Source organism: Stenotrophomonas sp., assembly GCF_032066555.1.
Lineage (GTDB): Bacteria > Pseudomonadota > Gammaproteobacteria > Xanthomonadales > Xanthomonadaceae > Stenotrophomonas.
Window position 1 is genome coordinate 132,791 of the sequence record NZ_DAMBKV010000004.1, and the last position, 25,481, is coordinate 158,271.

Genomic DNA, 25,481 nt, shown 5'->3' on the forward strand with positions numbered 1-25,481 from the left:
CCAGAGCAAGAGCCAGAGCAAGAGCCAGAGCAAGAGCCAGAGCAAGAGCCAGAGCAAGAGCCAGAGCCGAAACTGGAGCTTGAGATGCGCTTTTGGCTGCCGTAAGCCAAGGCGGCTGCAGCAGAAGAAGATGTATGAGATCCAATCCCCTCTCCCGTTTACGGGAGAGGGGTAGGGGTGAGGGCGCTTCTACGCTTTTAGCGCTCTACAGCCTCAATGCTTCAAAGCCCCAAAGGCTTCACCCAGCCAGTTTGCCGTAAACACTGAAGCCGGTAAGCCATAGCCCGAGCATGCTGCCCAGGTTGGTCAGCATGAAGGTCAGCACGACGCGGGTAACGCGATTCCGGTACCAGCCCTTCACGTTCTGCGCGTCATCACGCAGCTGCAGGAAGTCCTGATACGTAGGCTTGCGCAGGCGCGTCTCCACCAGCGCCGCAAACGCACCGGTAGGAATGCTCAGGCGGAAGGGCTTGAATGGCGCAACCACGATCGCGGTCAGAATGCTCAACGGATGGCTGGCAGCAAGCAACGCACCCAGGCCAGCCAGGCCGCCGGTAAACATCGCCCAGGTCAGCAACATGTCGGCACCCATGCCCATGCCGCCCTTCCAGAAGCCAAACCCAATGCCGCCCAGCACGATGGCCAGAATGCCCAGGGTGATCCACGGGATGTTGCGCTTCTTCGGTACCGACTCCAACTGCTCGCGCAGCGGTCCGGGTGCTTCGGTATCGGTTTCCAGATAGCGGGCCAACCCTGCAAGGTGACCCGCGCCAACCACCGCCAGTACATTGCGCTGCTCGCTGTTGTGTTCCTCGCGCAGACGCGTAGCCATATAACGGTCGCGCTCACCGATGATGGCTTGATACAGCGCCGGGCTTTCGTTGGCGAATTCGCCGAAGCTCGATTCCAGCATGTCGCCCTGCTTGAGCTTCTCGATCTCGTCTTCGCCCACATCCTCGGATGAGAACAGGCCGGCGCCCAGACCCATCACCAGCTTGATCTTGCCGAAGAAGCCCAGGCTCTGCGATGCGCGGCGGAAAGTCAGGCCGACATCGCGGTCGATCAGGTGGACTGGCAGATCATTGGCCTTGGCCAGTTCCACTGCACGCTTGAGTTCGGCGCCAGGTTCGATGCCGAGCTGCTCGGCCAGACGACGCTGGTAAGCGGCCAGGGCGAGGTTGGCGGCAAACAGCGCCACGCGCCCCTTGCGGATCACCTCGACCAGATCGAGCTGTGCCAAGGCATTCGGATTGGTCAGTGCCTGCAGGCGCTGTGGGTCCAGTTCAACCGCAACCGCGTCGTACTGACCGCTGGCGATCGCCTGTTCAACCGCTTGCACGCTGGCGAGGGAAACGTGGGCCGTACCCAGCAGGGTGTAGCGCACGCCGTCGCGTTCAACCACGCGCACAGGCTGGCCGGCCAGCAGTTCGCCGCCGGTTTCAATAGAGGAGTCAGTCATTGCTTCATTCATTGGTGGGGGCGCTGTCGGCGCCGTCGCCGAGTGCGCGTTGCATCTGCACGGTGTCCAGCCAGCGCCCGTGCTTGCGGCCAAGGCCACGGAACACGCCAATCAGCTCGAAGCCGAAACGCTCGTGCAGCTTGATCGATGCGGTATTGGTCGGCTCGCCGATCACCGCGATCATCTGCCGGTAACCGCGCGCGGTGCATTCGTCGATCAGGGCCTGCATCAAGGCCTTGCCAACGCCTTGGCCGTGGAAGCGTGCATCGACGTAGACCGAGTTCTCCACGGTCCACTGATAGGCGATACGGGCGCGGTAGCTGTTGGCATAGGCGTAGCCGGCTACCTCGCCATCAATGGTGGCGACGAGGTAAGGATAGCCGCGCGTGGTGATGTCCTGCATGCGCTGCGCCATTTCTGCTTCGCTGGGCACCTCGTATTCGTAGGTGTTGACCAGTTCGCGGACTTCCACCGCGTAGATCGCGCTGATGGCGGGGATGTCGGCGGGGGTTGCGGGGCGCAGCTGCAGGCTCATCTCGGGTCCGGTCAGTCGATGTAGCGCTTGAGCAGGTCGCCGTAGGCATCGATGCGGCGATCACGCAGGAACGGCCAGATGCGGCGCACGTGTTCGCTGCGTTGCAGGTCGATCTCGCAGACCAGAAGGGTCGCATCAGTGCCGGCTTCGGCGATGAACTCGCCCTGCGGACCCAGCACGTGGCTGTTGCCCCAGAAGTTGATGCCCGAAGCGCCCAGCGGCGAGGCTTCGTGACCCACGCGGTTGCAGCTCAGCACCGGCACGCCGTTGGCCACGGCGTGGCCACGGTGGCTCAGTACCCAGGCATCGCGCTGGCGGTTTTTCTCGTCCTGCACGTCGTCCGGGTCCCAGCCGATGGCGGTGGGGTAGAGCAGCAGCTCGGCGCCGGCCAGCGCCATCAGGCGCGCCGCTTCCGGGTACCACTGGTCCCAGCAGACCAGCACGCCGAGGCGGCCGACCGAGGTGTCGATGGGGGTGAAGCCGAGGTCGCCCGGGGTGAAGTAGAACTTCTCGTAGAAGCCCGGGTCATCGGGGATGTGCATCTTGCGGTATTTGCCGAGCAGGGTGCCGTCTTTTTCAAAGACCACGGCGGTGTTGTGGTACAGGCCGGCGGCACGGCGCTCGAACAGCGAGCCGACGATGACCACACCGTGCTTTTTGGCCAGCGCGCCAAGGTGTTTCGTGCTGGGCCCGGGGATAGGCTCGGCCAGGTCGAATTCGTCCACCGACTCGTGCTGGCAGAAGTACGGGCCGTTGTGCAGTTCCTGCAGCAGCACCAGTTTCGCGCCCTGCGCGGCAGCCTCGGCCACGCGTGCATCAATCACGGCCAGGTTGGCGGCGGCGTCACCGTGGTTGCGCTCCTGGACAAGGGCGACGGTAAGGGGGCTGCGCGAGTTCATGCTGCGATCCTGCGGTGGAAAACGCGCATGTTAACGCGGATGCGCGTCGGCTATGTGGTCAGGGCTGAACGGAAGGGGCTGTGGCGCCCATGCGGTTGCTTGCGCTTCCCAGGTAGCGCCGAGCCATGCTCGGCTCCACGGCTTGAGCCCCTCTCCCGTGTGCGGGAGAGGGTTGGGTTGAGGGTGGCTTTTTGCTGGTAAAGCCCCTGCCGAGCATGGCTCGGCACTACGCTCTGAGCCCCTCTCCCGCTTTGCGGGGTGAGAAGGGCTGCTTGCGAACCAAAGGTTCGCAGCCATTCGAACGACCTTGCGCCAGCGCAAGGGCCGGGGCGCGGAGCGGGGGTTGGGGTGAGGGCGCTTTTCGCTCGTGAAACCCCTGCCGAGCATGGCTCGGCATTACGGCTTTAGCCCCTCTCCCGTTGGCGGGAGAGGGGTTGGGTTGAGGGTGGCTTTTCGCTCGTGAAGCCTCTGCCGAGCATGACTCGCCATTACGGCTTTAGCCCCTCTCCCGCTGGCGGGAGAGGGGTTGGGGTGAGGGTGGCTTTTCGCTCGTGAAGCCCCTGCCGAGCATGGCTCGGCACTACAGGTGCCGCGCTTAGTGCTTCAGTAGGCCGGCCGGCAGCTGCATGGTGATGCAGTGCAGGCTGCCGTTCTGCCAGATCAGCGAGCGGCAGGGCACCTGCACGATCTCGCGGTCCGGGAAGGCCTGTGCCAGCACGTCACGCGCAGCATCATCGGCGGCATCGCCATAGGCCGGCATCAGCACCGCGCCGTTGATGATCAGGAAGTTTGCATACGAGGCAGCCAGGCGGCGGCCTTCGTCGAGAACCGGCTCGGCCCAAGGCAGCGGGAACAGGCGGTACGGCTTGCCCTCGGCGGTGCGCAGTGCGGCCAGTTCAGCGCCCATCGCCTGCAGCTCGACGAAATGCGAGTCCTGCGGGTCATCGCAGTTCTGGTAGACGATGCTGTCGACCGAGGCGAAGCGGGCGAGGGTGTCGATATGGGCGTCGGTATCGTCACCTTCCAGGTAGCCGTGGTCCAGCCACAACACGCGATCCTGCTGCATCCAGCTGGCCATGTCGGCACTGAGCGAAGCTCGGTCGCGCTCCGGATGGCGTTCGTGCAGGCACTTCCAGGTGGTCAGCAAGGTGCCGGCACCGTCGGTGTCGATGGCGCCGCCTTCCAATGCGAATGGAATGCTGCGCACCTGGGCGTTGTCGAAGACCCGGGCCTGGTCGAGCACGCCGACCAGTTGGTCGTCGAGGCTGGCCTCGAATTTGCCACCCCAGCCGGTGAAACGGAAATCCAGCAACTGGAAGCTGCCGTCGGCGCGTTTAAGGGTGATTGGGCCGGAATCGCGCAACCAGGTGTCGTCATAGGGCGCAGTGACAAACTGCACGCGCTCCATCTCCACGCGGTTCGAGCGCAGTCGCATCTCCGCATAGGTCTCGACATCGTCGTCGGCCACGCAGATCAGTACCGGCTGGAAGCGGGTGATGGCGCTGACCAGCGCGATATAGGTTTCCTCGACCTCGGCCAGGCGCTCGGCCCAGTCGGTGTCGGCGTTCGGCCAGGCGATCAGGACGCCGGACTGGGTTTCCCATTCGGCTGGAAAGCGGAGCGTTTCGTTCATTCTTCTCGGAGTGCGATTGGCCCGGACGGGCGTTGAGGCAGCGGGTACAGGCCTGCTGCCTGGAAGGGCTTCAGCGGATCGGTGGCTTCGGGCCGACTTCGTCGGGGCTGGCCTGGCGAGCGACCACATCGATCACGCGCTGCTTTTCAAAGTACACGGTGAAGGCGGGGTAGACCCAGCGATTGATGGTCGGCCACTGGCGCTTCTGGCCGCCGCGTGGATCCATGCGTTCGCTCGGTGCACCGAAACGGGCTTCCACCTGTGCCATGGTCTGGCCGCGGGCCGGGATGGCTTCGGCCGGTTTTTCCTGTGCGCGCTCGATCAACAGCGTATCGGCCATTGCCGCCGGCGCTGCGGCCAGTGCAATGACCAGGCCCAGAATCTTCAGTGTTTGCTTCATTGGTCACATCTCCCCAGAGGACAGGCTGTGATTACAGCAAAAAAGACGGCAAAAGTACCGGTTGACCGCGGTTTTTATGCGCGCGCTCACCCTGTGCGGGTGCGGTGTGGGCGCAGCCAAGCAAAAAGCCGCCCAAGGGCGGCTTTTTGGCGTTGCCTGATGCTTGCGGATCAGGCCCTGGCTTGCGCCAGTTGGCTCAGCGCTGGCGAGCCTTGAAGCGCGGGTTCGACTTGCAGATCACGAAGATCTTGCCGCGACGGCGCACAACCTTGCAATCACGGTGACGGGCCTTCGCCGACTTCAGGGAGGACAGAACTTTCATGGCATACCTCGGCGGATAACTGTAGGAATATCAGGAGCGCGGCCGCGGATATGCAGGATAACGCTCGTTCAAGCCCGCCATTCTACCGGGTATTTCCATGCCGGTTCAAGTGCTTGCGTGCAAATACGTGCAGCGATGGCGGTGCAGGGCGCTAGAATAGCCTGATTCTCGCTCCAAACAGGCATCCAGATGAGTCAATTGCCCCCCGTTCTTACCATTGATGGCCCGTCCGGGGCTGGCAAGGGTACCGTCAGTCGCATCGTCGCCCGTCAGTTGGGTTGGCATTACCTGGACTCGGGTGCGCTGTATCGGGCGGTCGGCGTGGCTGCCAGTTGGGCGGACATCGACACCTCTGACGCGTCGGCGCTGGTGCGTTGCACCTTTGATACCAGGGTGCAGTTCGTGGAGCAGGGGGAAAGCCTGCGGGTGCTGGTCAATGGCACCGATGCCACCGACGAGTTGCGCCTGGAGACCACCGGGGCATTGGCCTCGGCCATTGCGGCCATTCCGGAGGTACGGGCCGCCCTGAAGGAGCGTCAGCGCGCATTCAGGGTTTTGCCGGGGTTGGTGGCCGATGGTCGCGATATGGGTACCGTCATCTTCCCTGACGCCCCATTCAAGGTTTTTCTGACTGCGAGCGCCGAGGAGCGCGCCCAGAGGCGGCATAAACAGTTGAAAGAAAAAGGGGTTTCGGTTAACTTTGAAGACCTCCTGCGTGAGATCATGGCCCGCGACGCCCGTGATGCACAGCGCGCAGTGGCGCCCCTGAGGCCGGCCGAAGACGCCATCCTCATCGACACCAGCGGTATTGGCATCGACGACGTCGTTGCCAAGGTGCTGGATCTGGTTTCCAAGGAAGCCTGATCCTGGCTGCGTTGAGTGCGATCAGTTGACCGATCGCAGTCGCACCAAAGATGTTGCAACAACCCGCTGCGCAATGGTGCGTGGTGGGCTTTTTCATTCACATGCGGCTGCTTTCATGGGGTCGTCCAACAGGCTGGACGGTACGGGTTTTCGCAACAGATCCGCTGTCCATATGTTCAACTGAGTAAATCTAATGACCGAATCATTTGCAGAACTGTTTGAAGCCAGTCAGGCCAACCTGGCCAAGCTGAAGCCCGGTGCCATCGTTATCGGTACCGTCGTTGATGTCCGCGGCGACGTGGTGATCATCAATGCCGGCCTGAAGTCCGAAGGCATCGTGCCGATCGAACAGTTCCGTAACGACGCTGGTGAGATCGACGTGGGCGTGGGCGACCAGGTGAAGGTTGCCCTCGACTCGATCGAGAACGGCTTCGGCGAAACCGTCCTGTCGCGCGAGAAGGCAAAGCGCGCCATGGTGTGGGACGAGCTGGAAGAAGCGTTGGAAAAGAACGAAACCATCACCGGCCGCATCAGCGGCAAGGTCAAGGGTGGTTTCACCGTGGACATCAAGGATGTCCGCGCATTCCTGCCCGGTTCGCTGGTCGATGTGCGCCCGGTGCGCGACCCGGCCTACCTGGAAGGCAAGGAGCTGGAATTCAAGCTCATCAAGCTGGACCGCAAGCGTAACAACGTGGTCGTGTCGCGTCGTGCAGTTGTCGAGAGCGAGCACTCGGAAGAGCGCGAGCAGCTGATGGACAAGCTGCAGGAAGGCGCCATCCTGAAGGGTGTCGTCAAGAACCTGACCGACTACGGCGCATTCGTGGACCTGGGCGGTATCGACGGCCTGCTGCACATCACCGACATGGCATGGAAGCGCGTGCGCCATCCGTCCGAAGTCGTGAACGTCGGCGACGAGCTGGACGTGCGCGTGCTGAAGTTCGACCGCGAGCGCAACCGCGTTTCGCTGGGCCTGAAGCAGCTGGGCGAGGATCCGTGGGACAACATCGCACGTCGTTACCCGGCCAACAGCCGCGTGTTCGGCAAGGTCTCCAACGTGACCGATTACGGCGCGTTCGTTGAGATCGAGCCGGGCGTCGAAGGCCTGGTGCACGTGTCCGAGATGGATTGGACCAACAAGAACGTCAACCCGTCCAAGGTTGTCCAGGTTGGTGATGAAGTCGAAGTGATGGTGCTGGACGTTGATGAAGAGCGTCGCCGCATCTCGCTGGGCATGAAGCAGGTTGCTGCCAACCCGTGGGAAACCTTCGCCGCCATCTTCAAGAAGGGCGACAAGGTTTCCGGCCAGATCAAGTCGATCACCGATTTCGGTATCTTCATCGGTCTGGACGGCGGCATCGACGGTCTGGTGCACCTGTCGGACATCAGCTGGAACACCACCGGCGAAGACGTGGTTCGCAACTTCAAGAAGGGCGACACCCTGGACGCAGTGGTCCTGGCCGTCGATCCGGAGCGCGAGCGCATCTCGCTGGGCGTCAAGCAGCTTGAGCAGGATCCGTTCGGCCAGTACATGGCTGCCAACCCGAAGGGTTCGAAGGTCGAAGGCGTCGTGAAGGAAGTTGATGCCAAGGGCGCAACCATCGAGCTGGCTGACGGCATCGAAGGCTACGTTTCGGCACGTGACGTCGCCAACGAGCGCGTCGACGACGCCACCCAGTTCCTGAAGGTCGGCGACAAGGTCGAAGCCAAGTTCGTGGGCATGGACCGCAAGGGCCGTACCCTGCAGCTGTCGATCAAGGCCAAGGACGATGCCGAAATGCGCGAAGTGCTGGAGGAATACCAGTCCGCTTCCGGCGGCACCACCCAGCTGGGCGCGCTGCTGCGCGCACAGTTGAACGGCAACAAGTCCGAGTAATCGGCCTGCTGTAAGTAGTTGTGACCTGGCGGCCCGGACATCAGTCCGGGCCGTTTCAGGGTAAGACCCTGCCATTGACGAGTACGCAATGACCAAATCCGAACTGATCGAAATCCTCGCGCGCCATCAGGCGCACCTGAAGGCTGATGATGTCGATCTGGCGGTGAAGTCGTTGCTGGAAATGATGGGCGGGGCGCTGTCTTCCGGTGACCGCATCGAGATCCGCGGTTTCGGCAGTTTTTCCCTGCATTACCGTCCGCCGCGCCTGGGTCGCAACCCGAAGACGGGTGAGTCGGTTGCGTTGCCGGGCAAGCATGTGCCGCATTTCAAGCCGGGCAAGGAGCTGCGCGAGCGCGTCAGCTCGGTGGTGCCGCTGGAAAGCGATCCTGCCTGAGCGCTCCTGCCGGACCCGCTCGCGGTAGATTGAGTGCTGCCATTTGATCCGCTGAACGGTAAGCTACGGGCTCTTGTTACAGGAGTGAGCCGGCGCATGAAGATCGTTCGATTAGTGATCCTGCTGGCGGTATTGATAGGCGGCCTGGTGATCGGCTCGCTCAACTCGCAGCCCATCGAAATCAGCCTTGCGTTCTGGGTGCTCAAGACCACTTCCGGCATCGCGATCATCGCCTCGCTGTTGCTGGGGGCGTTGGTGGGAGGCGGTATGGTCATGGCTGGCCTGGTGGTGCCGATGTACGCCAAGCTGCGCCGCGCCAACAAGGCGGCCGCTGCAACGGCGGTGGAACCGGCAGCGCCTGCAGTGCAGACGCCTTCTCCCTTTGACGGACGCTGAGCAACGATGGCTTTCATCAGTGAATGGTTCTGGTTCTTCCTGTGCCTGCCGTTGGCCGCGCTGGCCGGCTGGGTGATAGGCCGCCGGGGAGGGCAGCGCCACAGTGAAAACCAGGTCAGCCGTCTTTCCAGCACGTATTTCCGTGGCTTGAACTATCTGCTCAACGAGCAGCCGGACAAGGCCATCGAGCTGTTCCTGCATATCGCCGAGCTGGACAAGGAAACCTTTGAAACGCAGGTCGCACTGGGGCATCTGTTCCGTCGCCGGGGCGAAGTCGATCGCGCGATCCGTCTGCACCAAGGGTTGGTCAACCGCAATGACCTGAGCGACGCGCAGCGCGTCCAGGCACTGCTTGCGCTGGGTGAGGACTATATGAAGTCCGGCCTGCTGGACCGGGCCGAGACGGTGTTCACCGAGTTGGCGCAGTTGGACCAGCGTGCGCCGCAGGCCTTGAAGCACCTCATCGGCATCTACCAGGCTGAACGCGACTGGGAGAAGGCGATCGAGAACGCCACCCGCTATGAGGCGGTGACCGACGAGCCGATGGGCAAGCTGATTGGTCAGTTCGAGTGCGAACTGGCTGAGCGTTACCGCGCTGCAGGCCGTCTGGACGACGCGCGGGCCGCCATCAATCGGGCCAACGCGGCCGATGCCATGAGCGTGCGCGCCGGCATCATTGAAGGTCGGCTGGAGAGTGACTTCGGCAACGACGAGGCTGCGGTGCGGGCATTCGAGCGCGCCGCACGCAACGACCCGGATTACCTGCCGGAAATCCTGCCGCAACTGCTGCAGAACTACCGCAATGTCGGCGACATCGCCGGTGCCCGTGCGTTCCTGGCCGAGATGACCGAGCATTATCGCGGCATCGCGCCGGTGTTGGCGCTCACCCGTTTGATGGAGGAACAGGAAGGCACCGCGCCGGCGCGGGCCTATCTGGGGCGCCAGCTCAAGGATCGCCCGTCGGTGCGTGGCGAGTCGGCCCTGATCGACCTGACCTTGGCCGAGGGTGCGGATCCGGTAGCGACCTTGCAGGATCTGAAGCACATCACCGACCAGTTGCTGGTCCGTAATCCGGCCTATCGCTGCACCCGTTGCGGCTTTGGTGCGCGTACCCATCATTGGCAGTGCCCGAGCTGCAAGGAATGGGGCACGGTCAAGCCGCTATTGAACTACGCGGTGCTCTGAGTGCCACAGTCGCAGTATTGGTTGTTGCTGCTGGTGTTGACCACCGCAGCCGTGGTGACGTGGCTTGCAATCCGATATGCGCGGTGGCGGCAGCTCATCGACCAGCCGGGGGAGCGTCGTAGCCATGCGGTATCAACGCCACGTGGCGGCGGCATCGGCATCGTTGTATCGCAGCTGCTTGCCTGTGGGCTGGGCGCGATGTGGATGCCTGCGCATGCGGTGACGTTGCTGGTGTTCGCAGCGGGTCTGCTGCTGGTTGCGGGGATTGGCTGGTGGGATGACCACCGCTCATTGCCGGCGCTGCCGCGCCTGTGCGTGCACCTGTTGGCCGCCCTGTTGCTGGGCGCAATGGTCTGGGTTGGCACGGGCAGCGTTGTGAAGGCGGTGTTCTGCTTCGTACTGGCAGTGTCCTTGATCAACATCTGGAACTTCATGGATGGCATCAATGGGCTGGCCGCGACACAGGCAATTCTTGTCGGTCTTGGTGCGGCCTGGCTGCTGCCTTGGCCGTTCGCCATGGCCGGAGGGGCTCTTGCGGCCGGCTGTGCGGGGTTCTTGCCTTTCAACTTCCCCAGGGCCCGTGTTTTCATGGGGGACGTGGGCAGCGGCGCGCTGGGCTATCTGGTGGCCGGCGTGTTGGCGCTGGGCTTGAGTGTTACCGAGACTGCGCCGGTACTGTGGCTGATGTTGCCGGCGGTGTTCCTGGCTGACGCAGGTTTCACCTTGCTTTCACGCATGCTCAGGGGGGAGCGCTGGATGCAGCCGCATACCCAGCATCTCTACCAACGTTTCGTGAAGCGTGAATGCAGTCACACGGCTGTTACGCTGGGTTATGCGCTCTTCAGCCTTGTGGGGCTTACACTTGCGGCGCAATTTTCAAGACTTCCCCTAGGTTGGGGGTGGGCAGGGGGCATTACCTGGCTGGCTGCTACGGCAGCGGCGTGGATGTTCCTGCGTGCCACGGCACTTAAATAAGGACAAAGTTTTCTATGGCATCTTGGCACGAGCGCTTTGCAGGTGGCGGCCCGCGTTATGCGGTAATGCTGCACGACCTGGTCATGGTGTGGCTGTGTTGGCAGCTGCTGCTGATGGCCCGCTTCGCGCTGTTGGATGGTGGGCCGGTGCATGCGTGGTTCACGCTGGACGCAGTGATCGTGATCGGCATCCAGGCCGTTGCGTTCTGGAAGGTCGGGCTTTACCGCGGCCTATGGCGATTCGCCTCGGTCGCTGATCTGATCAACATCTTCAAGGCCTCGTTCATCGGCCTGTTGGCGATAGTTGTGGTGTTCTCCTATCGCCGTCTCGAGGGAATTCCCATTTCGGTATTGGTGGTTTACCCATTTGCGCTGTCCGCGCTTCTGGGAGGACCACGTCTGCTGTATCGCGCCTGGAAGGACTACCAGGCCATGCATTCGGATGCCAGCGCGCGCCGTGTGCTGGTGCTCGGTGCCGGCCAGGCCGCTGAGTCGTTGATCAAGGACCTGCGCCGCTCCGGCGACTATGAGCCGGTCGGTCTGCTGGATGATTCGCCGCACCTGCAAGGTGCCTGGGTGCACGGTGCCGCGATCCTGGGAACCCTGGATGAGGTTGCCCAGGTGGCGAAGGAGACCAGCGCCAAGCTGCTGGTGATCGCCATACCCACCCTTGATGCTGCCGGCATGCAAAGGGTGGTGGGTTTGTGCGAGAGCACCGGTCTGCCGTTCCGTACGGTACCCCGCCTGACCGATATCCTTGAGGGCAGTTCGCTACCCGGGCAATTGAAGGAAGTCGCGATCGAAGATCTGCTGGGGCGCAAGCCGATCCTGCCGGATTGGGAATTGCTGCGCAGCTGGTTGCGTGGGCGCACGGTGCTGGTGACCGGGGGTGGTGGTTCGATCGGCTCGGAGTTGTGCCGCCAGTGCGCACGGCACGGTATCACGCGCATCGTGGTGCTGGAGATGAGCGAACTGTTGATGCTCAACATCCAGGCTGAACTGCGCAGGAGCTTCCCGGACCTGGAAGTCCATGGTGTACTCGGTGACTGTGGCGACCCGGCGGTGATCCGCCATGCATTGCGCAGCTACAACCCGGATACCGTGTTCCATGCCGCCGCGTACAAGCAGGTGCCGTTGCTGGAAGCGCAGCTGCGTGAGGCGGTCCGCAACAACACCTTGTCGACCGAGTGCGTCGCCACGGCCTGCATCGAGTCGGGCGTGGAGAATTTTGTCTTCATTTCCACCGACAAGGCCGTTGATCCGGCCAATGCCCTGGGCGCGACCAAGCGTTACGCCGAGATGATCTGCCAAAGCCTGAACCGACGCGCGCCACACACCCGCTTCGTCACTGTCCGCTTTGGCAACGTGCTGGGTTCGGTGGGCAGCGTGGTGCCGATGTTCCGTGAGCAGATCCGCAAGGGTGGGCCCATCACGGTGACCCATCCGGACGTGAGCCGGTATTTCATGACGATTCCGGAGGCCTGCCTGCTGATCCTCCAGGCAGCGGCTTCCTCGTCGCGTGGCGCAATCTACATGCTGGACATGGGTGAGCCGGTGTTCATCCGCCATCTTGCAGAGCAAATGATCCGTTTGGCCGGCAAGCAGCCGGGGATTGATATCCCGATCATCTACACCGGTTTGCGGCCGGGCGAGAAGCTGCACGAGAGCTTGTTCTACGCCGACGAAAACTGCCAACCGACTGCGCACCCGAAGGTGATGGCGGCAGGCGTGCGTGAATTTTCACCCGAGCTGGTGTTGAATAACGTGGCCGCACTGAGGAAGGCGGTAGCTGCCTACGATATCGAAGCGATGCGACATATCCTCGGCACTACCATCCCCGAGTTCATGCCGGCCGACGATGTCGCGGCGCAGACTGGCACTGCCAATATTGTTCCGTTTCCTACCTCCAAAGAAGCTGGAAGAAGCCACTGATGCACGGCCGAATCAAAAAAGCGGTATTCCCCGTCGCAGGACTTGGAACGCGATTCCTGCCTGCCACCAAGACCGTGCCGAAGGAGATGCTGCCGATCATTGATCGGCCGTTGATCCAGTATGCGGTCGATGAGGCCATCGAGGCTGGCTGTGACACCCTGATCTTCATCACCAACCGCTACAAGCACGCGGTGGCCGACTACTTCGACAAGGCCTACGAGCTGGAGCAGAAGCTCGAGCGCGCCGGCAAGCAGGAGCAGCTGGAGCTGATCCGGCATGTGCTGCCCAAGGGCGTGCGCGCGGTGTTCGTGACCCAGACCGAAGCGCTGGGGCTGGGCCATGCGGTGCTGTGTGCCAAGGCGATCGTCGGCAACGAGCCCTTCGCGGTGCTGCTGCCGGATGACCTGATCTGGAACCGCGGCGACGGCGCGCTCAAGCAGATGGCTGACTTGAACGCTACCACTGGCGCCAGTGTCATTGCGGTGGAAGACGTGCCGCACGACAAGACCGGCAGCTATGGCATCGTAGCGACCGACAAGTTCGATGGCCGCAAGGGACATATCAGCCAGATCGTCGAGAAGCCGAAGCCGGAAGATGCGCCGAGCGACTTGGCGGTCGTTGGTCGCTATGTGCTCAGCCCGAAGATCTTCGAGTTGCTGGAGGCTACCGGTACTGGTGCGGGTGGCGAAATCCAGCTGACCGATGCGATTGCGCAGTTGCTCAAGATCGAGCAGGTGGACGCGTACCGTTTCGAGGGCACGCGCTTTGACTGCGGCACCCATCTGGGGTTGATCGAAGCGACCGTGCGCTTTGCGCTGGAAAACGAGAAGCTGGCCGGGCCGGCACGGGCGGCGATGCAGAAGATGCTGGCGGAATAAGCGCTGCGAGCATTCTGGAAGCGGCTGTCGTCTGTCAGTTGTGTTGATTGGAAAAGCAGCCGGAAGGCTGCTTTTCTGTTTCTGGCCCCGGGCTGTTGCCAGCAGGGCGGTGCGGCAAGCTACCCCTCTCCCCAACCCCTCTCCCGCAAGGGGAGGCTACAGCTGCAGTTGCCGGGAATGCTGGCGCTCGCAGTGATTCAAGCCCCTCTCCCCTTGCGGGAGAGGGGTTGGGGAGAGGAGGTGCTCTTCGCAATGAGCCCAAAAAAGAAGGCGGCCTTCAGGCCGCCTTCTTCAATCAACAACGCAGCTGATCGCTTACAGCGATTCGAAAATACCCGCAGCGCCCATGCCGGTGCCGATGCACATGGTCACCATGCCGAACTTCTGCTGGCGACGGCGCAGGCCGTGCAACAGGGTAGCCGTACGGATCGCGCCGGTAGCACCCAGCGGGTGGCCCAGGGCGATGGCGCCGCCCAGCGGGTTGACCTTGGACGGATCCAGGTCGCAATCGCGGATCACCGCCAGCGACTGCGCGGCGAAGGCTTCGTTGAGCTCGATCCAGTCCAGCTGGTCCTGGCTCAGGCCAGCCTGCTTCAATGCCTTCGGAATTGCCGCGATCGGGCCGATGCCCATCACTTCCGGGCGCACGCCGGCGACCGAGAAGCTGACAAAGCGGGCCAGCGGGGTCAGGCCGTAGTCCTTGATCGCCTGTTCCGAGGCCAGCAATACCGCACCGGCACCGTCGCTCATCTGCGAGGAGTTGCCTGCCGTGACGGAGCCGCCGAACTGGCCGTTGCGGAACACCGGGCGAAGCTTGGCCAAGCCTTCAGCCGACGAATCCAGGCGCGGGCCTTCGTCGGTGTCGGCGATCTTGTTGCGGGTGATGATGCGCTTGCCATCGGCCAGGTCAGGCAGGTGCGAGACAATGTCGTAAGGGCTGATTTCGTCCTTGAACTCGCCGTTCTGGATCGCGGCGATGGCCTTCTGGTGCGAGGCCAGGGCGAAGGCGTCCTGCTCCTCGCGCGAGACCTTCCATTCCTCGGCGACCTTCTCGGCGGTGATGCCCATGCCGTAGGCAATGGCGACGTGGTCGTTGTCGAACACGCTGGGTGCCATCGCGATCTTGTTGCCCATCATCGGCACCATCGACATCGACTCGGTACCGCCGGCCAGCATCAGGTCGCTGTTGCCTAGGCGGATCTGGTCAGCGGCCATCGCCACGGCCTGCAGACCGGACGAGCAGAAGCGGTTCACCGTCTGCGCGGCGATGGTGTTCGGCAGGCCGGCCAGCAGCACGCCGATGCGCGCCACGTTCATGCCTTGCTCGGCTTCGGGCATGGCGCAGCCGATGATGGCGTCATCGATGCGGTTGACGTCCACGCCCGGGGCCTGTGCGACCACGGAACGGAGCACGTGGGCGAGCATGTCGTCCGGACGGGTGTTGCGGAACATGCCCTTGGGCGCCTTGCCAACCGGGGTGCGGGTGGCGGCGACGATATAGGCGTCCTGGATTTGCTTGGTCATTGCAGTGATCTCTTCAATAGGTGTGAGCGTGAGGGCGGGCGAGGGCGGCGCTGGCAGCACCACCCCGGTGCACGCTCACTCAGTTCCGCAGCGGCTTGCCGGTGGTCAGCATGTGCGCGATGCGGGCCTGGGTCTTTTCCTGCTGTGCCAGTTCGACGAAGTGCTTGCGCTCCAGGGTCAGCAGCCACTCCTCGTCGACCACGGTGTTGCGATCAACCTTGCCGCCGCACAGCACGGTGGCGATGCGCTCGGCGATCTCGTAGTCGTAGGGGCTGATGAAACGGCCTTCCAGCATGTTGACCAGCATCATCTTGAAGGTGGCGATGCCGACGTCACCGGCCACGCGGATGCGGCGCGCCGGCATCGGCGGACGGTAGCCGCCTTCGGCCAGTGCGGTGACCTCGGCCTTGGCGATGTGCAGCAGCTCGAAGCTGTTGAACACGACCTTGTCGGTGCCGCGCATCAGGCCCAGTTCCTTGGCGTTGACCGCCGAGTTGGAGACCTTGGCCATGGCCACGGTTTCGAAGGTCTTCTTCAGCTCGGCGAACACGTCGCCGTCCGGGCCGGCCGCCTGCGAGGCACGCACGGCGATTTCCTTCAGGCCGCCACCGGCCGGCAGCAGGCCGACACCGGCTTCCACCAGACCGATATAGCTCTCCAGCGCCGCTACCGACTTGGCCGCATGCATCTGGAATTCGCAGCCGCCGCCCAGCGCCAGGCCGCGCACCGCGGTGACAACCGGCACGGTGGCGTACTTGATGCGCTGGCTGGTGCGCTGGAAGTTGGCCACCATCGCCTCGAACTCGGCGAACTTGCCGGCCTTCAGCGCGCCCAGTGCGCCCGACAGATCGGCACCTGCAGAGAAGGGTTCCTTGTTCTGCCAGATCACCACGCCCTTGAACTGCTTCTCGGACAAGGCAATCGCATGCTGGATGCCGTCCAGGACCTGGTCGGAGACGGTGTTCATCTTGGTCTTGAAGCTGATGACGCCGATACCGTCACCGTCGGTCCACAGGCGGATGCCGTCGTTCTCGAACACGGTCTCGCCCTGCGCGAACTTCTCGCCCAGCAGTGCATCCGGGAAGCGCTGGCGCTGGTACACCGGCAGCGAGGAGCGCGGTACCAGGGCATTCTGCGTCGGGCTGTAGCTGCCTTCGGCGGCGTGCACGCCATCACGGCCGTCCAGCACCCAGGCCGGCAGCGGGGCATTGCTCATGCTCTTGCCGGCGGCGATGTCGTCGGCGATCCACTGTGCCACCTGCTTCCAGCCAGCGGCCTGCCAGGTTTCGAACGGGCCCAAGGACCAGCCGTAGCCCCAGCGGATGGCCAGGTCGACGTCGCGCGCGGTTTCGGCGATATCGGCCAGGTGGTAGGCGCTGTAATGGAACAGGTCGCGGAAGGTCGCCCACAGGAACTGTGCGTGCGGGTGCTGGCTTTCGCGCAGCTTGGCGAACTTCTCGGCCGGGTTCTTGATCTTCAGGATCTCGACCACTTCCGGCGCGGCGACGCGATCAGCCGGACGATAGGGATCCGCGGATCCCTCCGCAGAAGCCTGGCCATCCCTGGCCAGACTTTCCAATTTTTCAAGGTCGATGACCATGATGTCCTTGCCGACCTTGCGGAAGATGCCGGCGCCGGTCTTCTGTCCCAGTGCGCCCTTGCTGATCAGCGCGCCCAGCCATGCCGGTGCATTGAAGTACTTGTGCCACGGGTCGTCAGGCAGGGTGTCGCCCATGGTCTTGATGACGTGAGCCATGGTGTCCAGGCCGACCACGTCGGAGGTGCGGTAGGTGGCCGACTTCGGGCGGCCGACCAGCGGGCCGGTCAGGCCGTCCACTTCGTCAAAGCCCAGTCCGAACTGCTGGGTGTGGTGGATGGTGGACAGGATCGAGAACACGCCGATGCGGTTGCCGATGAAGTTCGGGGTGTCCTTGGCGTAGACCACGCCCTTGCCCAGGTTGGTGGTCAGGAAGGTTTCCAGGCCTTCCAGCACGGCCTTGTCGGTGGTCTTGGCCGGGATCAGCTCGGCCAGGTGCATGTAGCGCGGCGGATTGAAGAAGTGCACGCCGCTGAAGCGGTGGCGCAGCTCTTCCGGCAGCACGTCGGCCAGCTTGTTGATGCCCAGGCCCGAGGTGTTGGAAGCCAGCACCGCGTGTTCGTTCACGAACGGCGCGATCTTCTTGTACAGGTCCTGCTTCCAGTCCATCCGTTCAGCGATGGCTTCGATGATCAGGTCGCAGTCGCGCAGCTGCTCCACGCCGGAGTCGTAATTGGCCGGGGTGATGGCTTCGGCAAGTGCCTTGCTGGCCAGCGGGGCCGGGCTCAGCTTGCCCAGATTGGCAATGGCCTTGAGCACGATGCCGTCGGCAGGACCTTCCTTGGCGGCCAGGTCGAACAGCACCGTGTCGACGCCGGCATTGGTCAGGTGGGCGGCGATCTGCGCACCCATGACGCCTGCGCCCAGGACGGCGGCGCGGCGGACAAGCAGGGAATTGGACATATCGATAAACCTTTGGTCTGCGATGACGGTTGGATCAGGGAACGGCGGGGGAGGTCGGGGTGCGCACGCTGGCGCGGAACCCGGCTTCGGCGAAATGGATCAATTCCTGCGCGGCCTTGCGGCGGTGCTCGGCCTCGCTGATGTTGTGTGGGCGCTTGATCAGTCCGAAATCGGCCATGGCGTAGGTCAGGGAACCGGCCAGGAAGTCCAGGCGCCAGTACAGCTCTTCCTTGCTCAAGCCCGGCACACAGGCGCCGATGGCCTTGCCGAACTCGCGCAGCACGTGGCCGTAGTGGTCGGACAGGAACTTGCGCAGGTTGTCGTTCTTTTCGGCATAGGCGCGGGCGATGACGCGGACGAAAGCGCCGCCACTCTGGCGGTCCTGGGCCAGCGCCAGCGCCGGCTCGACGAAGGCGGCCAGCACGGCACGCAGGTCACCGGGCTGGGTGCTGCGGGCCTGTTCCAGCTGGCCCAAGCGGGCGGCGGTCATCTCGTCCATGCGGCGGCGGAACACTTCATTGACCAGGTTGTCCTTGGATCCGAAGTGATAGTTGACCGCGGCGATGTTTACGTCCGCGTGACTGGTTACCTGGCGCAGCGAGGTGCCGGCAAAGCCGTACTGGGCGAACAGTTCCTCGGCCGCGCCGAGGATGCGGTCCTTGGTGGAGAAGCTGGCGGGTTTGCCCATGGCTGGCTCAATCAATCAAACGATTGTTTGGATCCTACGCCCGTCGTCTCGCTCAGGTCATGCTGCTATGCAGCATCATTCATCTGGCGCTGTGCAAAGCCGGGGGTCACCCGGTAGAATTAGCCACCGCAATTCAGGCTAAGCCCGCGTCCGCACGCGGGTTTTTTAATGTACCCTCGGGCCAGCCGGCCCTTTACCGGAGAATTCCCATGGCGCTGGAGCGCACTCTTTCCATCATCAAGCCCGACGCCGTTGCCAAGAACGTGATCGGCGAAATCTACGCCCGCTTCGAAAAGGCCGGCCTGAAGGTTGTGGCTGCCAAATACAAGCAGCTCTCGCGCCGTGAAGCCGAAGGCTTCTACGCCGTGCACCGCGAGCGTCCGTTCTTCAACGCCCTGGTCGAGTTCATGATCTCCGGCCCGGTGATGATCCAGGCCCTGGAAGGCGAGAACGCCGTGCTGGCCCACCGCGACCTGCTGGGCGCCACCAACCCGAAGGACGCTGCTCCGGGCACCATCCGCGCCGATTTCGCTGATTCGATCGACGCCAACGCCGCCCACGGTTCGGATTCGGTCGAGAACGCAGCCATCGAAGTGGCCTACTTCTTCGCCGCCACCGAAGTGGTTTCGCGCTAAGTAGAGGTTGAAGTCGTGAACGAGGTCGTACAGTCACCCGCCATCCAGCCGTTGCCGAAAACGGCAGCCACCGCTGGCAAGCAGAACCTGCTCGACCTTGATCGCGCGGGCCTGGAAAAGTTCTTCGTCGAAACCCTCGGCGAGCAGAAGTTCCGTGCCCATCAGGTGATGAAGTGGATCCACCATCGCTACGTCACCGATTTCGACCAGATGACCGACCTCGGCAAGTCGCTGCGCGCCAAGCTGCAGCAGCATGCCGAGGTCGTCGTCCCGAACATCGTGTTTGACAAGCCCTCCGCCGACGGCACCCACAAGTGGTTGCTGGCGATGGGCGTGGATGGCAAGAACGCCATCGAAACCGTCTACATCCCGGACAAGACCCGCGGCACGCTGTGCGTGTCCTCGCAGGTTGGTTGCGGCTTGAACTGCACCTTCTGTTCGACCGCTACCCAGGGTTTCAACCGCAATCTGACCACCGCCGAGATCATCGGCCAGGTGTGGGTTGCCGCCCGTCATCTGGGCAATGTGCCGCACCAGATGCGCCGCCTCACCAATGTGGTGATGATGGGCATGGGCGAGCCCCTGATGAACTTCGACAACGTCATCCGCGCGATGAGCATCATGCGCGATGACCTGGGTTACGGCCTGGCCAACAAGCGCGTGACCTTGTCGACCTCCGGCCTGGTGCCGCAGATCGATCGCCTGTCGGTCGAGAGCGATGTGTCGCTGGCGGTGTCGCTGCATGCGCCGAACGACGAGCTGCGTGAGACGCTGGTGCCGCTGAACAAGAAATACCCGATTGCCGAGTTGATGGCCTCCTGCGCGCGCTACCTGCGCGGCAACAAGAAGCGCGACTCGGTAACCTTTGAATACACCTTGATGAAGGGCATCAACGACCAGCCCGAGCACGCCCGCCAGTTGGCGCGGCTGATGCGTCAGTTCGACAACGCGGTGCAGGCCAAGGATTCGGGCAAGGTCAACCTGATTCCATTCAATCCGTTCCCGGGCACGCGCTATGAGCGCTCGGACGAGGAGCAGATCCGTGCGTTCCAGAAGATCCTGCTCGACTCGCAGGTGCTGACCATGGTGCGGCGTACCCGTGGCGACGATATCGATGCCGCCTGCGGCCAGCTCAAGGGGCAGGTGATGGATCGCACCCGTCGCCAGGCCGAGTTCAACCGGCTGCTGCAGGAACAGGAAGGCGGGGATGCGGTCGCCTGATCGCTGGCTGATTCTATTGGTTCTGGTCACGCTCACTGCGGCGTGCGGGCGGGACAATCTCAAGATCGGGCGTCCGCAGGTGGTTGCACCCGACTACAGCGTCAAGCAGGACAAGACCGCACACAAGCGGATGCGTTACCAGGAGTTCCTGCGCCTGTCGGCGGATCGCTTTGGGCGCGGCCAGTTGGACGAGGCGATGCAGTTCGCGCGCTCGGCGCAGAAGCTGCAGCCCGACACGCCCGATGCCTACACCCTGCAGGCGGTGATCGAGGGGCATAGGGGGCAGGTCGAGGCGGCCGGTGCGCTTTATCGCAGGGCTGCCGAGCTGGCGCCGCACCAGGGGGATGTTCTCAACAATTACGGCGCCTGGCTGTGTGGCAGCGGTCATCCGGCGGAGGCGCTGGTCTGGTTTGATCGTGCCTTGGCCGATCCGAATTACGGCGGGCGCGCCGATGGGTTGGCCAATGCCGGCGGCTGTGCGCTGGATGCCGGGCAGCGTGAGCGCGCCGAGGAGAATCTTCGCCAGGCCCTGGCGTTGGCGCCGGGCAACGCCTATGCGCTGGAGGCCATGGCCCGCAATGAGGTCCAGCAGGGGCGTTATTTCGAGGCCCGGGCCTTCTACCAGCGACGTTTGGCGGCTGCGCCAGCCACGGTTTCCGTGTTACAACTTGCCATTCAGATTGAAGAGCGACTCGGCGACAGGATGGCTGCCGGTCGGTTCCAACAGCGGTTGCGCGAAGAGTTTCCTTCTGCAGCAACCTCGAATCCCCAAGGCTGACGCATTGTGATCAATGATCCGGGTGTAAATGCTTTAGATGGTGTAATGGGTTGCGGCGAGCAGTTGCGCAAGGCGCGGGAGGCCGTCGGCTTGTCGCTTGACGAGGTCGCCGGCCAGTTGCGCATGCCGGTGCAGGTGGTTGCCGCGCTGGAAGCAGAGCAGTGGTCGCGGCTGGGGGCGCCGGTATTCGTGCGTGGCCAGCTGCGTAGCTATGCGCGACTGCTGAAGGTGGATCTGGGAGGGTTGCTGGAACAGGCGCGTATCGCGCCGGTCGAGCCGCCCAAGCTGGTCAGTCATACCCATACGCCGCGACTGAAGCGGGTTGCCGAGAATATCGGCCGCCGCGCGGTCTATGTGGTGATCACCGCGGTATTGGCGGTGCCCGTCTGGTACGTGATCAGTGGCAATTCCAATAGCGCGCCGCCGAGTACGGCCTCGCTGGATGTGGTGCCGGCCCCGGTCGCCGGCGCACAGCCGGCGGCGCCTGTTCAGGCGCCGGCGCATGCGCCGAGCACGGACAACGGTCCCTATATTGCCTCGATGGCGCCCATGGCACGGCCGGCGGCCGCCCCTGCGCCGTCCACATTGACCCTGAATTTCAAGGGGGACAGCTGGGTGGATATCACCGCGCCAGACGGTGCCACCGTCGAAAAGGCCTTGGTGCGCGCCGGCGAGAGCCGCAGTTTCGCGGCCGGCCAGGTGGGGCGGATGGTGCTGGGCAATGCGGCCGAGGTCGAGGTTCAGCAGGCGGCAGGTAACGTCGACCTGGGCCCGTACAAGCGCGGCAATGTGGCCCGCTTTACGGTATCCTCTGACGGCTCCGTGGCGCCGGTTTCACACTGAAACCAGGCGTCGAACAAAACAACAAGGCTCCCCGCCAGGGTGAGCGAGAGTACGCATGGCGATTGACGACCTGCTCGACGAGCACGAACAAAGCGAACGTGTCCGCACGTGGCTGCGCAAGAATGGCGCCGGGATTATCGGCGGAGTAGTTCTCGGTATTGGCGCTATTGCCGGTTGGCAGTGGTGGCAGAAGGAGCAGGTTGGCAAGCTGGCCGACGCCAACGCCCGTTACGAAGCGGTGTCGCGCAGTCTGCAGTCCAAGAACCTTGAGGAAGCAGCCAAGGAGGTTGCGGCCCTGGGTGGCGGCAAGGCAGGCATCTATGCCGACCTGGCCGCGCTGGAGCTGGCCAAGGCACAGGTCGAGGCCGGTAAGAGCGATGACGCGATCAAGACATTGCGCGCGCTCAAGGCCGAAGGCGAGTTCAAGACGCTGATCGACCAGCGCATCGCGCGCCTGCTGATTGAAACCGGCAAGCCGCAGGAGGCGTTGACGCTGCTGGCCAACGCCGACGACAGCGCGGGGCTTGAGATCCGTGCCGACGCTCTGGTCGCACAGAACAAGCGCGATGAAGCGCGTGAACTGTACAACCAGGCGCTGGCCAAGCTGGACGTGGCTGCGCCGCAGCGCCGCTTGCTGGAAACCAAATTGATGGACGCCGGCGGTACCGTGGCTGATCCTGCAGCGGAGAAGAATTGATGAATTTCAAGCATGTTGCAGGGATTGCCTTGATCGCGGTGTCCCTGACCGGTTGTTCGACGGTCAAGGGTTGGTTCGCAGGCAAGGATGCAGCGGCAAAGAAGGCGCTGGAGCCGGCTGAGCTGACCAAGTTCGAACCTAGCGTCCAGGTCAGCAAGATCTGGTCGGCTAACGTCGGCAAGGGTGAGGGCCGTATTGGCCTGCGCCAGGCGCCGGTGGTGTCCGATGGCCGCGTTTACGCGGCGGCGGTGCAGGGAGGCGTGCACGCGCTGGACCTGCAGACTGGCAAGCAAGTCTGGGAATACAGCCCGGCCAAGGAAAAGAAGAAGCCCAAGCTGCGTCTTTCCGGTGGTCCGGGCGTTGGCGATGGCCTGGTGGTGATCGGCACGCTGGATGGGCAGGTGATCGCGCTGGACGCCGCCAATGGCAGCGAGAAGTGGAAGTCCAAGGTGACCGGCGAGGTAATCGCCGCGCCGGCGGTGGCCCAGGGCCTGGTGTTCGTGCGCAGCAATGATGGCCGCACCACGGCGCTGGATGCGGCTACCGGCGAGCAGCGCTGGTTCAATGCGCAGGAACTGCCATCGCTGACCGTGCGCGGCAATGCGCCGGTCGTGACCGGTCCTGGCGTGCTGTTCATCGGCAACGATGACGGTACCGTTGCCGCCTTGGCGATGCAGGATGGGCGTCCGCTGTGGGAGCAGATGGTAGGCACCCCGGAAGGACGTACCGAGCTGGAGCGCATGGCCGATATCGATGGCGCGCCGGTGCTGGAAGGCAATACGCTGTTTGTCACCAGCTTCAAGAACGAAACGATGGCCATTGAAGGCCCGACCGGTCGTCCGATGTGGTCGCGTGACCATGGCGGCGGCGGTGGTGTTGCGGTGTCCTCGGGTAATGTCGTGGTCACCGATGGCAAGGGTACGGTGTACGGCTTGGACAAGAGCTCAGGCTCTGCCATGTGGTCGCAGCAGGCGCTGGCGCGCCGCTCGTTGACCGGTGCTGCCATCCAGGGCGACTACGCCGTGGTTGGTGATTACAAGGGATATCTGCATTGGCTGCGGTTGAGCGATGGTGAATTGGCAGCGCGTGAGAAGAGCGGTGGTGATGCTCTGCTGGCGCAGCCGCTCGTCGCCGACGGCATCCTGCTGGTGCAGAACGTAGATGGGAAGCTGACCGCATTCCGGTTGGCCCAATAAGGAGTTAACGCGATGCTGCCTTTGGTCGCCCTGGTTGGACGGCCGAACGTCGGCAAGTCCACGATTTTCAATGCGTTGACGCGTACGCGCGATGCGCTGGTCCATGACCAGCCCGGGGTAACCCGTGATCGCAACTACGGCGTTTGCCGCACGGACGAGGACAATCCCTTCCTGCTCGTGGATACCGGCGGTATTGCCGGTGAAGAGGAAGGGCTGGCCGGCGCCACTGCGCGCCAGGCCCGAGCCGCCGCCGGTGAGGCGGATCTGATCGTATTTGTTGTTGACGCGCGTGATGGCACGTCGGCCCTGGATGACGAGATCCTGTCTTGGCTGCGCAAGCTTGCGCGGCCCACGTTGCTGTTGATCAACAAGATCGACGGTACGGACGAACATGCCGTTCGTTCGGAATTTGCCCGTTATGGGTTCAGCGAGATGTTGATGATCTCTGCCGCGCACCGGCAGGGCATCGATGACCTGGTTGATGAGATCGTCGAGCGTTTGCCGGAAGAAGGCACGGCCGAGACGCTGGACAACGACCCGGACCGCATCCGTATCGCCTTCGTTGGCCGCCCGAACGTGGGCAAGTCGACGCTGGTCAACCGCATCCTCGGCGAGGAGCGGATGATCGCCTCCGAAGTGCCCGGCACCACCCGCGATTCGATCGCGGTGGATCTGGAGCGCGACGGGCAGTTGTACCGCCTGATCGATACCGCCGGCCTGCGCCGCAAGTCACGCGTGGACGAGGTGGTGGAGAAGTTCAGCGTGGTCAAGACGCTGCGCTCGATCGAGCAGTGCCAGGTGGCGGTGTTGATGCTGGACGCCCACGAAGGTGTGACCGATCAGGATGCCAGCGTGTTGGGCGCGGTGCTCGATGCCGGTCGCGCGTTGGTCATTGCGATCAACAAGTGGGACGGTTTGAGCGAGTATGACAAGCAGCAGGCCGAGACCCTGTTGTCGTTGAAGCTGGGCTTCGTGCCATGGGCCGAGAATGTGCGGATTTCCGCACTGCATGGCTCGGGCCTGCGTGAGCTGTTCAAGGCAGTGCATCGCGCGCATGCCTCGGCGACGCACGAATTCAGCACGGCCGAAGTCAACAAGGCGCTGGAAGTGGCCTATGAAGCCAATCCGCCGCCGAGCATCCGTGGCCACGTCTCCAAGCTGCGTTACGTGCACCCGGGTGGCAGCAATCCGCCGACCTTCATCGTGCACGGCACGCGCCTGAAGGAGCTTCCGGATTCGTACAAGCGCTATCTGGAGAACTTCTTCCGCAAGCGTTTCAAGCTGGTGGGTACGCCAGTGACCTTCCTGTTCCGTGAGGGTGCCAACCCGTACGAGGGCAAGAAGAACGTGCTGACGGATCGCCAGGTCAAGGCCAAGCGACGCCTGATGAAGCACGTCAAGGGCAGGAAGTGACTCCGGCCCGGGCCGCGGTTCAGGCGTACTGGGTGATGTAGACAAAAGCGGCCGAAAGGCCGCTTTTGTTTTTGGTGTGTTGAGTGGGGTAGGGCGTTCGATCTGGCCGACGTTCCCACCAAATGATTTCGTCATTCCCGCGCAGGCGGGAATCGCTCTTGCTCTTGCTTGTAGAGAGGGCGTGGGTGCAATTGGAAGGGCGAAGGCGGAGATCAAAGCAAAAGCAGGAGCAAGAGCAGGAG

The 25,481-nt window shown here is 63.3% G+C and carries 24 protein-coding genes; 15 read left to right on the top strand and 9 right to left on the bottom strand.

What is annotated here, in order from left to right; all coding sequences use genetic code 11:
* Positions 1 to 238 precede the first annotated feature (238 nt).
* The 6 genes from RT131_RS07345 to ykgO form a co-directional block, all read right to left on the bottom strand.
* Positions 239 to 1,459: a TraB/GumN family protein gene (locus RT131_RS07345; RefSeq protein WP_313171625.1), complete on the bottom strand. Its 1,221-nt coding sequence runs from the start codon at positions 1,457 to 1,459 to the stop codon at positions 239 to 241.
* A gap of 4 nt (positions 1,460 to 1,463) precedes the next feature.
* The gene (locus RT131_RS07350; RefSeq protein ID WP_313171627.1) at positions 1,464 to 1,994 is read right to left on the bottom strand and encodes an N-acetyltransferase family protein; all 531 of its coding nucleotides are present in this window, start codon (positions 1,992 to 1,994) and stop codon (positions 1,464 to 1,466) included.
* A gap of 11 nt (positions 1,995 to 2,005) precedes the next feature.
* Positions 2,006 to 2,893 (bottom strand): carbon-nitrogen hydrolase, encoded by an 888-nt coding sequence (locus RT131_RS07355; RefSeq protein ID WP_313171629.1) that lies wholly within the window; start codon positions 2,891 to 2,893, stop codon positions 2,006 to 2,008.
* A 595-nt stretch (positions 2,894 to 3,488) separates the two neighbouring features.
* Positions 3,489 to 4,526 (bottom strand): agmatine deiminase family protein, encoded by a 1,038-nt coding sequence (locus RT131_RS07360; protein WP_313171631.1) that lies wholly within the window; start codon positions 4,524 to 4,526, stop codon positions 3,489 to 3,491.
* Between the two features lie 70 nt (positions 4,527 to 4,596).
* Positions 4,597 to 4,926 carry a hypothetical protein gene (locus RT131_RS07365; protein WP_313171633.1) on the bottom strand — a complete coding sequence of 110 codons (330 nt, stop codon included), beginning with the start codon at positions 4,924 to 4,926 and terminating at the stop codon, positions 4,597 to 4,599.
* Between the two features lie 196 nt (positions 4,927 to 5,122).
* A complete protein-coding gene (ykgO, locus tag RT131_RS07370) occupies positions 5,123 to 5,248 on the bottom strand; it encodes a type B 50S ribosomal protein L36 (RefSeq protein WP_005409283.1) in 126 nt (41 codons plus the stop codon).
* A gap of 189 nt (positions 5,249 to 5,437) precedes the next feature.
* On the opposite strand from ykgO, the gene cmk reads away from it, so the two are divergent.
* The 8 genes from cmk to galU all read left to right on the top strand — a co-directional run bounded on the left by cmk (position 5,438) and on the right by galU (position 13,744).
* Positions 5,438 to 6,112: a (d)CMP kinase gene (gene cmk, locus RT131_RS07375; protein WP_313171635.1), complete on the top strand. Its 675-nt coding sequence runs from the start codon at positions 5,438 to 5,440 to the stop codon at positions 6,110 to 6,112.
* Between the two features lie 193 nt (positions 6,113 to 6,305).
* A complete protein-coding gene (gene rpsA, locus RT131_RS07380) occupies positions 6,306 to 7,985 on the top strand; it encodes a 30S ribosomal protein S1 (RefSeq protein ID WP_313171637.1) in 1,680 nt (559 codons plus the stop codon).
* A gap of 88 nt (positions 7,986 to 8,073) precedes the next feature.
* Complete coding sequence (locus tag RT131_RS07385) at positions 8,074 to 8,379, top strand: integration host factor subunit beta (protein ID WP_057628209.1); 306 nt, start codon at positions 8,074 to 8,076, stop codon at positions 8,377 to 8,379.
* Between the two features lie 96 nt (positions 8,380 to 8,475).
* On the top strand, positions 8,476 to 8,775 hold the full coding sequence (locus RT131_RS07390; RefSeq protein WP_313171638.1) for a lipopolysaccharide assembly protein LapA domain-containing protein: 300 nt from the start codon (positions 8,476 to 8,478) through the stop codon (positions 8,773 to 8,775).
* A gap of 6 nt (positions 8,776 to 8,781) precedes the next feature.
* A complete protein-coding gene (gene lapB, locus RT131_RS07395; RefSeq protein WP_313171640.1) occupies positions 8,782 to 9,960 on the top strand; it encodes a lipopolysaccharide assembly protein LapB in 1,179 nt (392 codons plus the stop codon).
* The gene (locus tag RT131_RS07400; protein ID WP_313171642.1) at positions 9,961 to 10,935 is read left to right on the top strand and encodes a glycosyltransferase family 4 protein; all 975 of its coding nucleotides are present in this window, start codon (positions 9,961 to 9,963) and stop codon (positions 10,933 to 10,935) included.
* Between the two features lie 14 nt (positions 10,936 to 10,949).
* Positions 10,950 to 12,866 (top strand): nucleoside-diphosphate sugar epimerase/dehydratase, encoded by a 1,917-nt coding sequence (locus tag RT131_RS07405; protein WP_313171644.1) that lies wholly within the window; start codon positions 10,950 to 10,952, stop codon positions 12,864 to 12,866.
* Entirely contained in the window at positions 12,866 to 13,744 is an 879-nt protein-coding gene (galU, locus tag RT131_RS07410; RefSeq protein ID WP_313171646.1) for a UTP--glucose-1-phosphate uridylyltransferase GalU, read from the top strand. The genes RT131_RS07405 and galU overlap by 1 nt, the downstream gene beginning before the upstream one ends.
* Positions 13,745 to 14,059: 315 nt before the next feature.
* On the opposite strand, the gene RT131_RS07415 is transcribed toward galU, so the two are convergent.
* The 3 genes from RT131_RS07415 to RT131_RS07425 all read right to left on the bottom strand — a co-directional run bounded on the left by RT131_RS07415 (position 14,060) and on the right by RT131_RS07425 (position 18,456).
* Positions 14,060 to 15,268 carry an acetyl-CoA C-acyltransferase gene (locus tag RT131_RS07415; RefSeq protein ID WP_313171647.1) on the bottom strand — a complete coding sequence of 403 codons (1,209 nt, stop codon included), beginning with the start codon at positions 15,266 to 15,268 and terminating at the stop codon, positions 14,060 to 14,062.
* A gap of 79 nt (positions 15,269 to 15,347) precedes the next feature.
* On the bottom strand, positions 15,348 to 17,768 hold the full coding sequence (locus tag RT131_RS07420) for a 3-hydroxyacyl-CoA dehydrogenase/enoyl-CoA hydratase family protein (RefSeq protein ID WP_313171649.1): 2,421 nt from the start codon (positions 17,766 to 17,768) through the stop codon (positions 15,348 to 15,350).
* A 34-nt stretch (positions 17,769 to 17,802) separates the two neighbouring features.
* Positions 17,803 to 18,456, bottom strand: a complete 654-nt coding sequence (locus RT131_RS07425; RefSeq protein WP_313171652.1) for a TetR family transcriptional regulator — start codon at positions 18,454 to 18,456, stop codon at positions 17,803 to 17,805.
* A 209-nt stretch (positions 18,457 to 18,665) separates the two neighbouring features.
* Here RT131_RS07425 and ndk point away from each other — a divergent pair, with 209 nt between their 5' ends.
* From ndk to der, 7 genes are read left to right on the top strand one after another with little or no spacing between them, the layout of a single operon-like run.
* Positions 18,666 to 19,091, top strand: a complete 426-nt coding sequence (gene ndk, locus RT131_RS07430; RefSeq protein WP_108749396.1) for a nucleoside-diphosphate kinase — start codon at positions 18,666 to 18,668, stop codon at positions 19,089 to 19,091.
* A gap of 15 nt (positions 19,092 to 19,106) precedes the next feature.
* On the top strand, positions 19,107 to 20,312 hold the full coding sequence (gene rlmN, locus RT131_RS07435; RefSeq protein ID WP_313171654.1) for a 23S rRNA (adenine(2503)-C(2))-methyltransferase RlmN: 1,206 nt from the start codon (positions 19,107 to 19,109) through the stop codon (positions 20,310 to 20,312).
* Complete coding sequence (gene pilW / locus RT131_RS07440; RefSeq protein ID WP_313171656.1) at positions 20,299 to 21,090, top strand: type IV pilus biogenesis/stability protein PilW; 792 nt, start codon at positions 20,299 to 20,301, stop codon at positions 21,088 to 21,090. The genes rlmN and pilW overlap by 14 nt, the downstream gene beginning before the upstream one ends.
* Positions 21,091 to 21,096: 6 nt before the next feature.
* Complete coding sequence (locus RT131_RS07445) at positions 21,097 to 21,933, top strand: RodZ domain-containing protein (RefSeq protein WP_313171658.1); 837 nt, start codon at positions 21,097 to 21,099, stop codon at positions 21,931 to 21,933.
* Positions 21,934 to 21,988: 55 nt separating this feature from the next.
* Entirely contained in the window at positions 21,989 to 22,630 is a 642-nt protein-coding gene (locus RT131_RS07450) for a tetratricopeptide repeat protein (protein ID WP_313171660.1), read from the top strand.
* Positions 22,630 to 23,826: an outer membrane protein assembly factor BamB gene (gene bamB / locus RT131_RS07455; protein ID WP_313171662.1), complete on the top strand. Its 1,197-nt coding sequence runs from the start codon at positions 22,630 to 22,632 to the stop codon at positions 23,824 to 23,826. The genes RT131_RS07450 and bamB overlap by 1 nt, the downstream gene beginning before the upstream one ends.
* 12 nt (positions 23,827 to 23,838) lie before the next feature.
* Positions 23,839 to 25,239, top strand: a complete 1,401-nt coding sequence (gene der / locus RT131_RS07460; RefSeq protein WP_313171664.1) for a ribosome biogenesis GTPase Der — start codon at positions 23,839 to 23,841, stop codon at positions 25,237 to 25,239.
* Positions 25,240 to 25,481 lie beyond the last annotated feature (242 nt).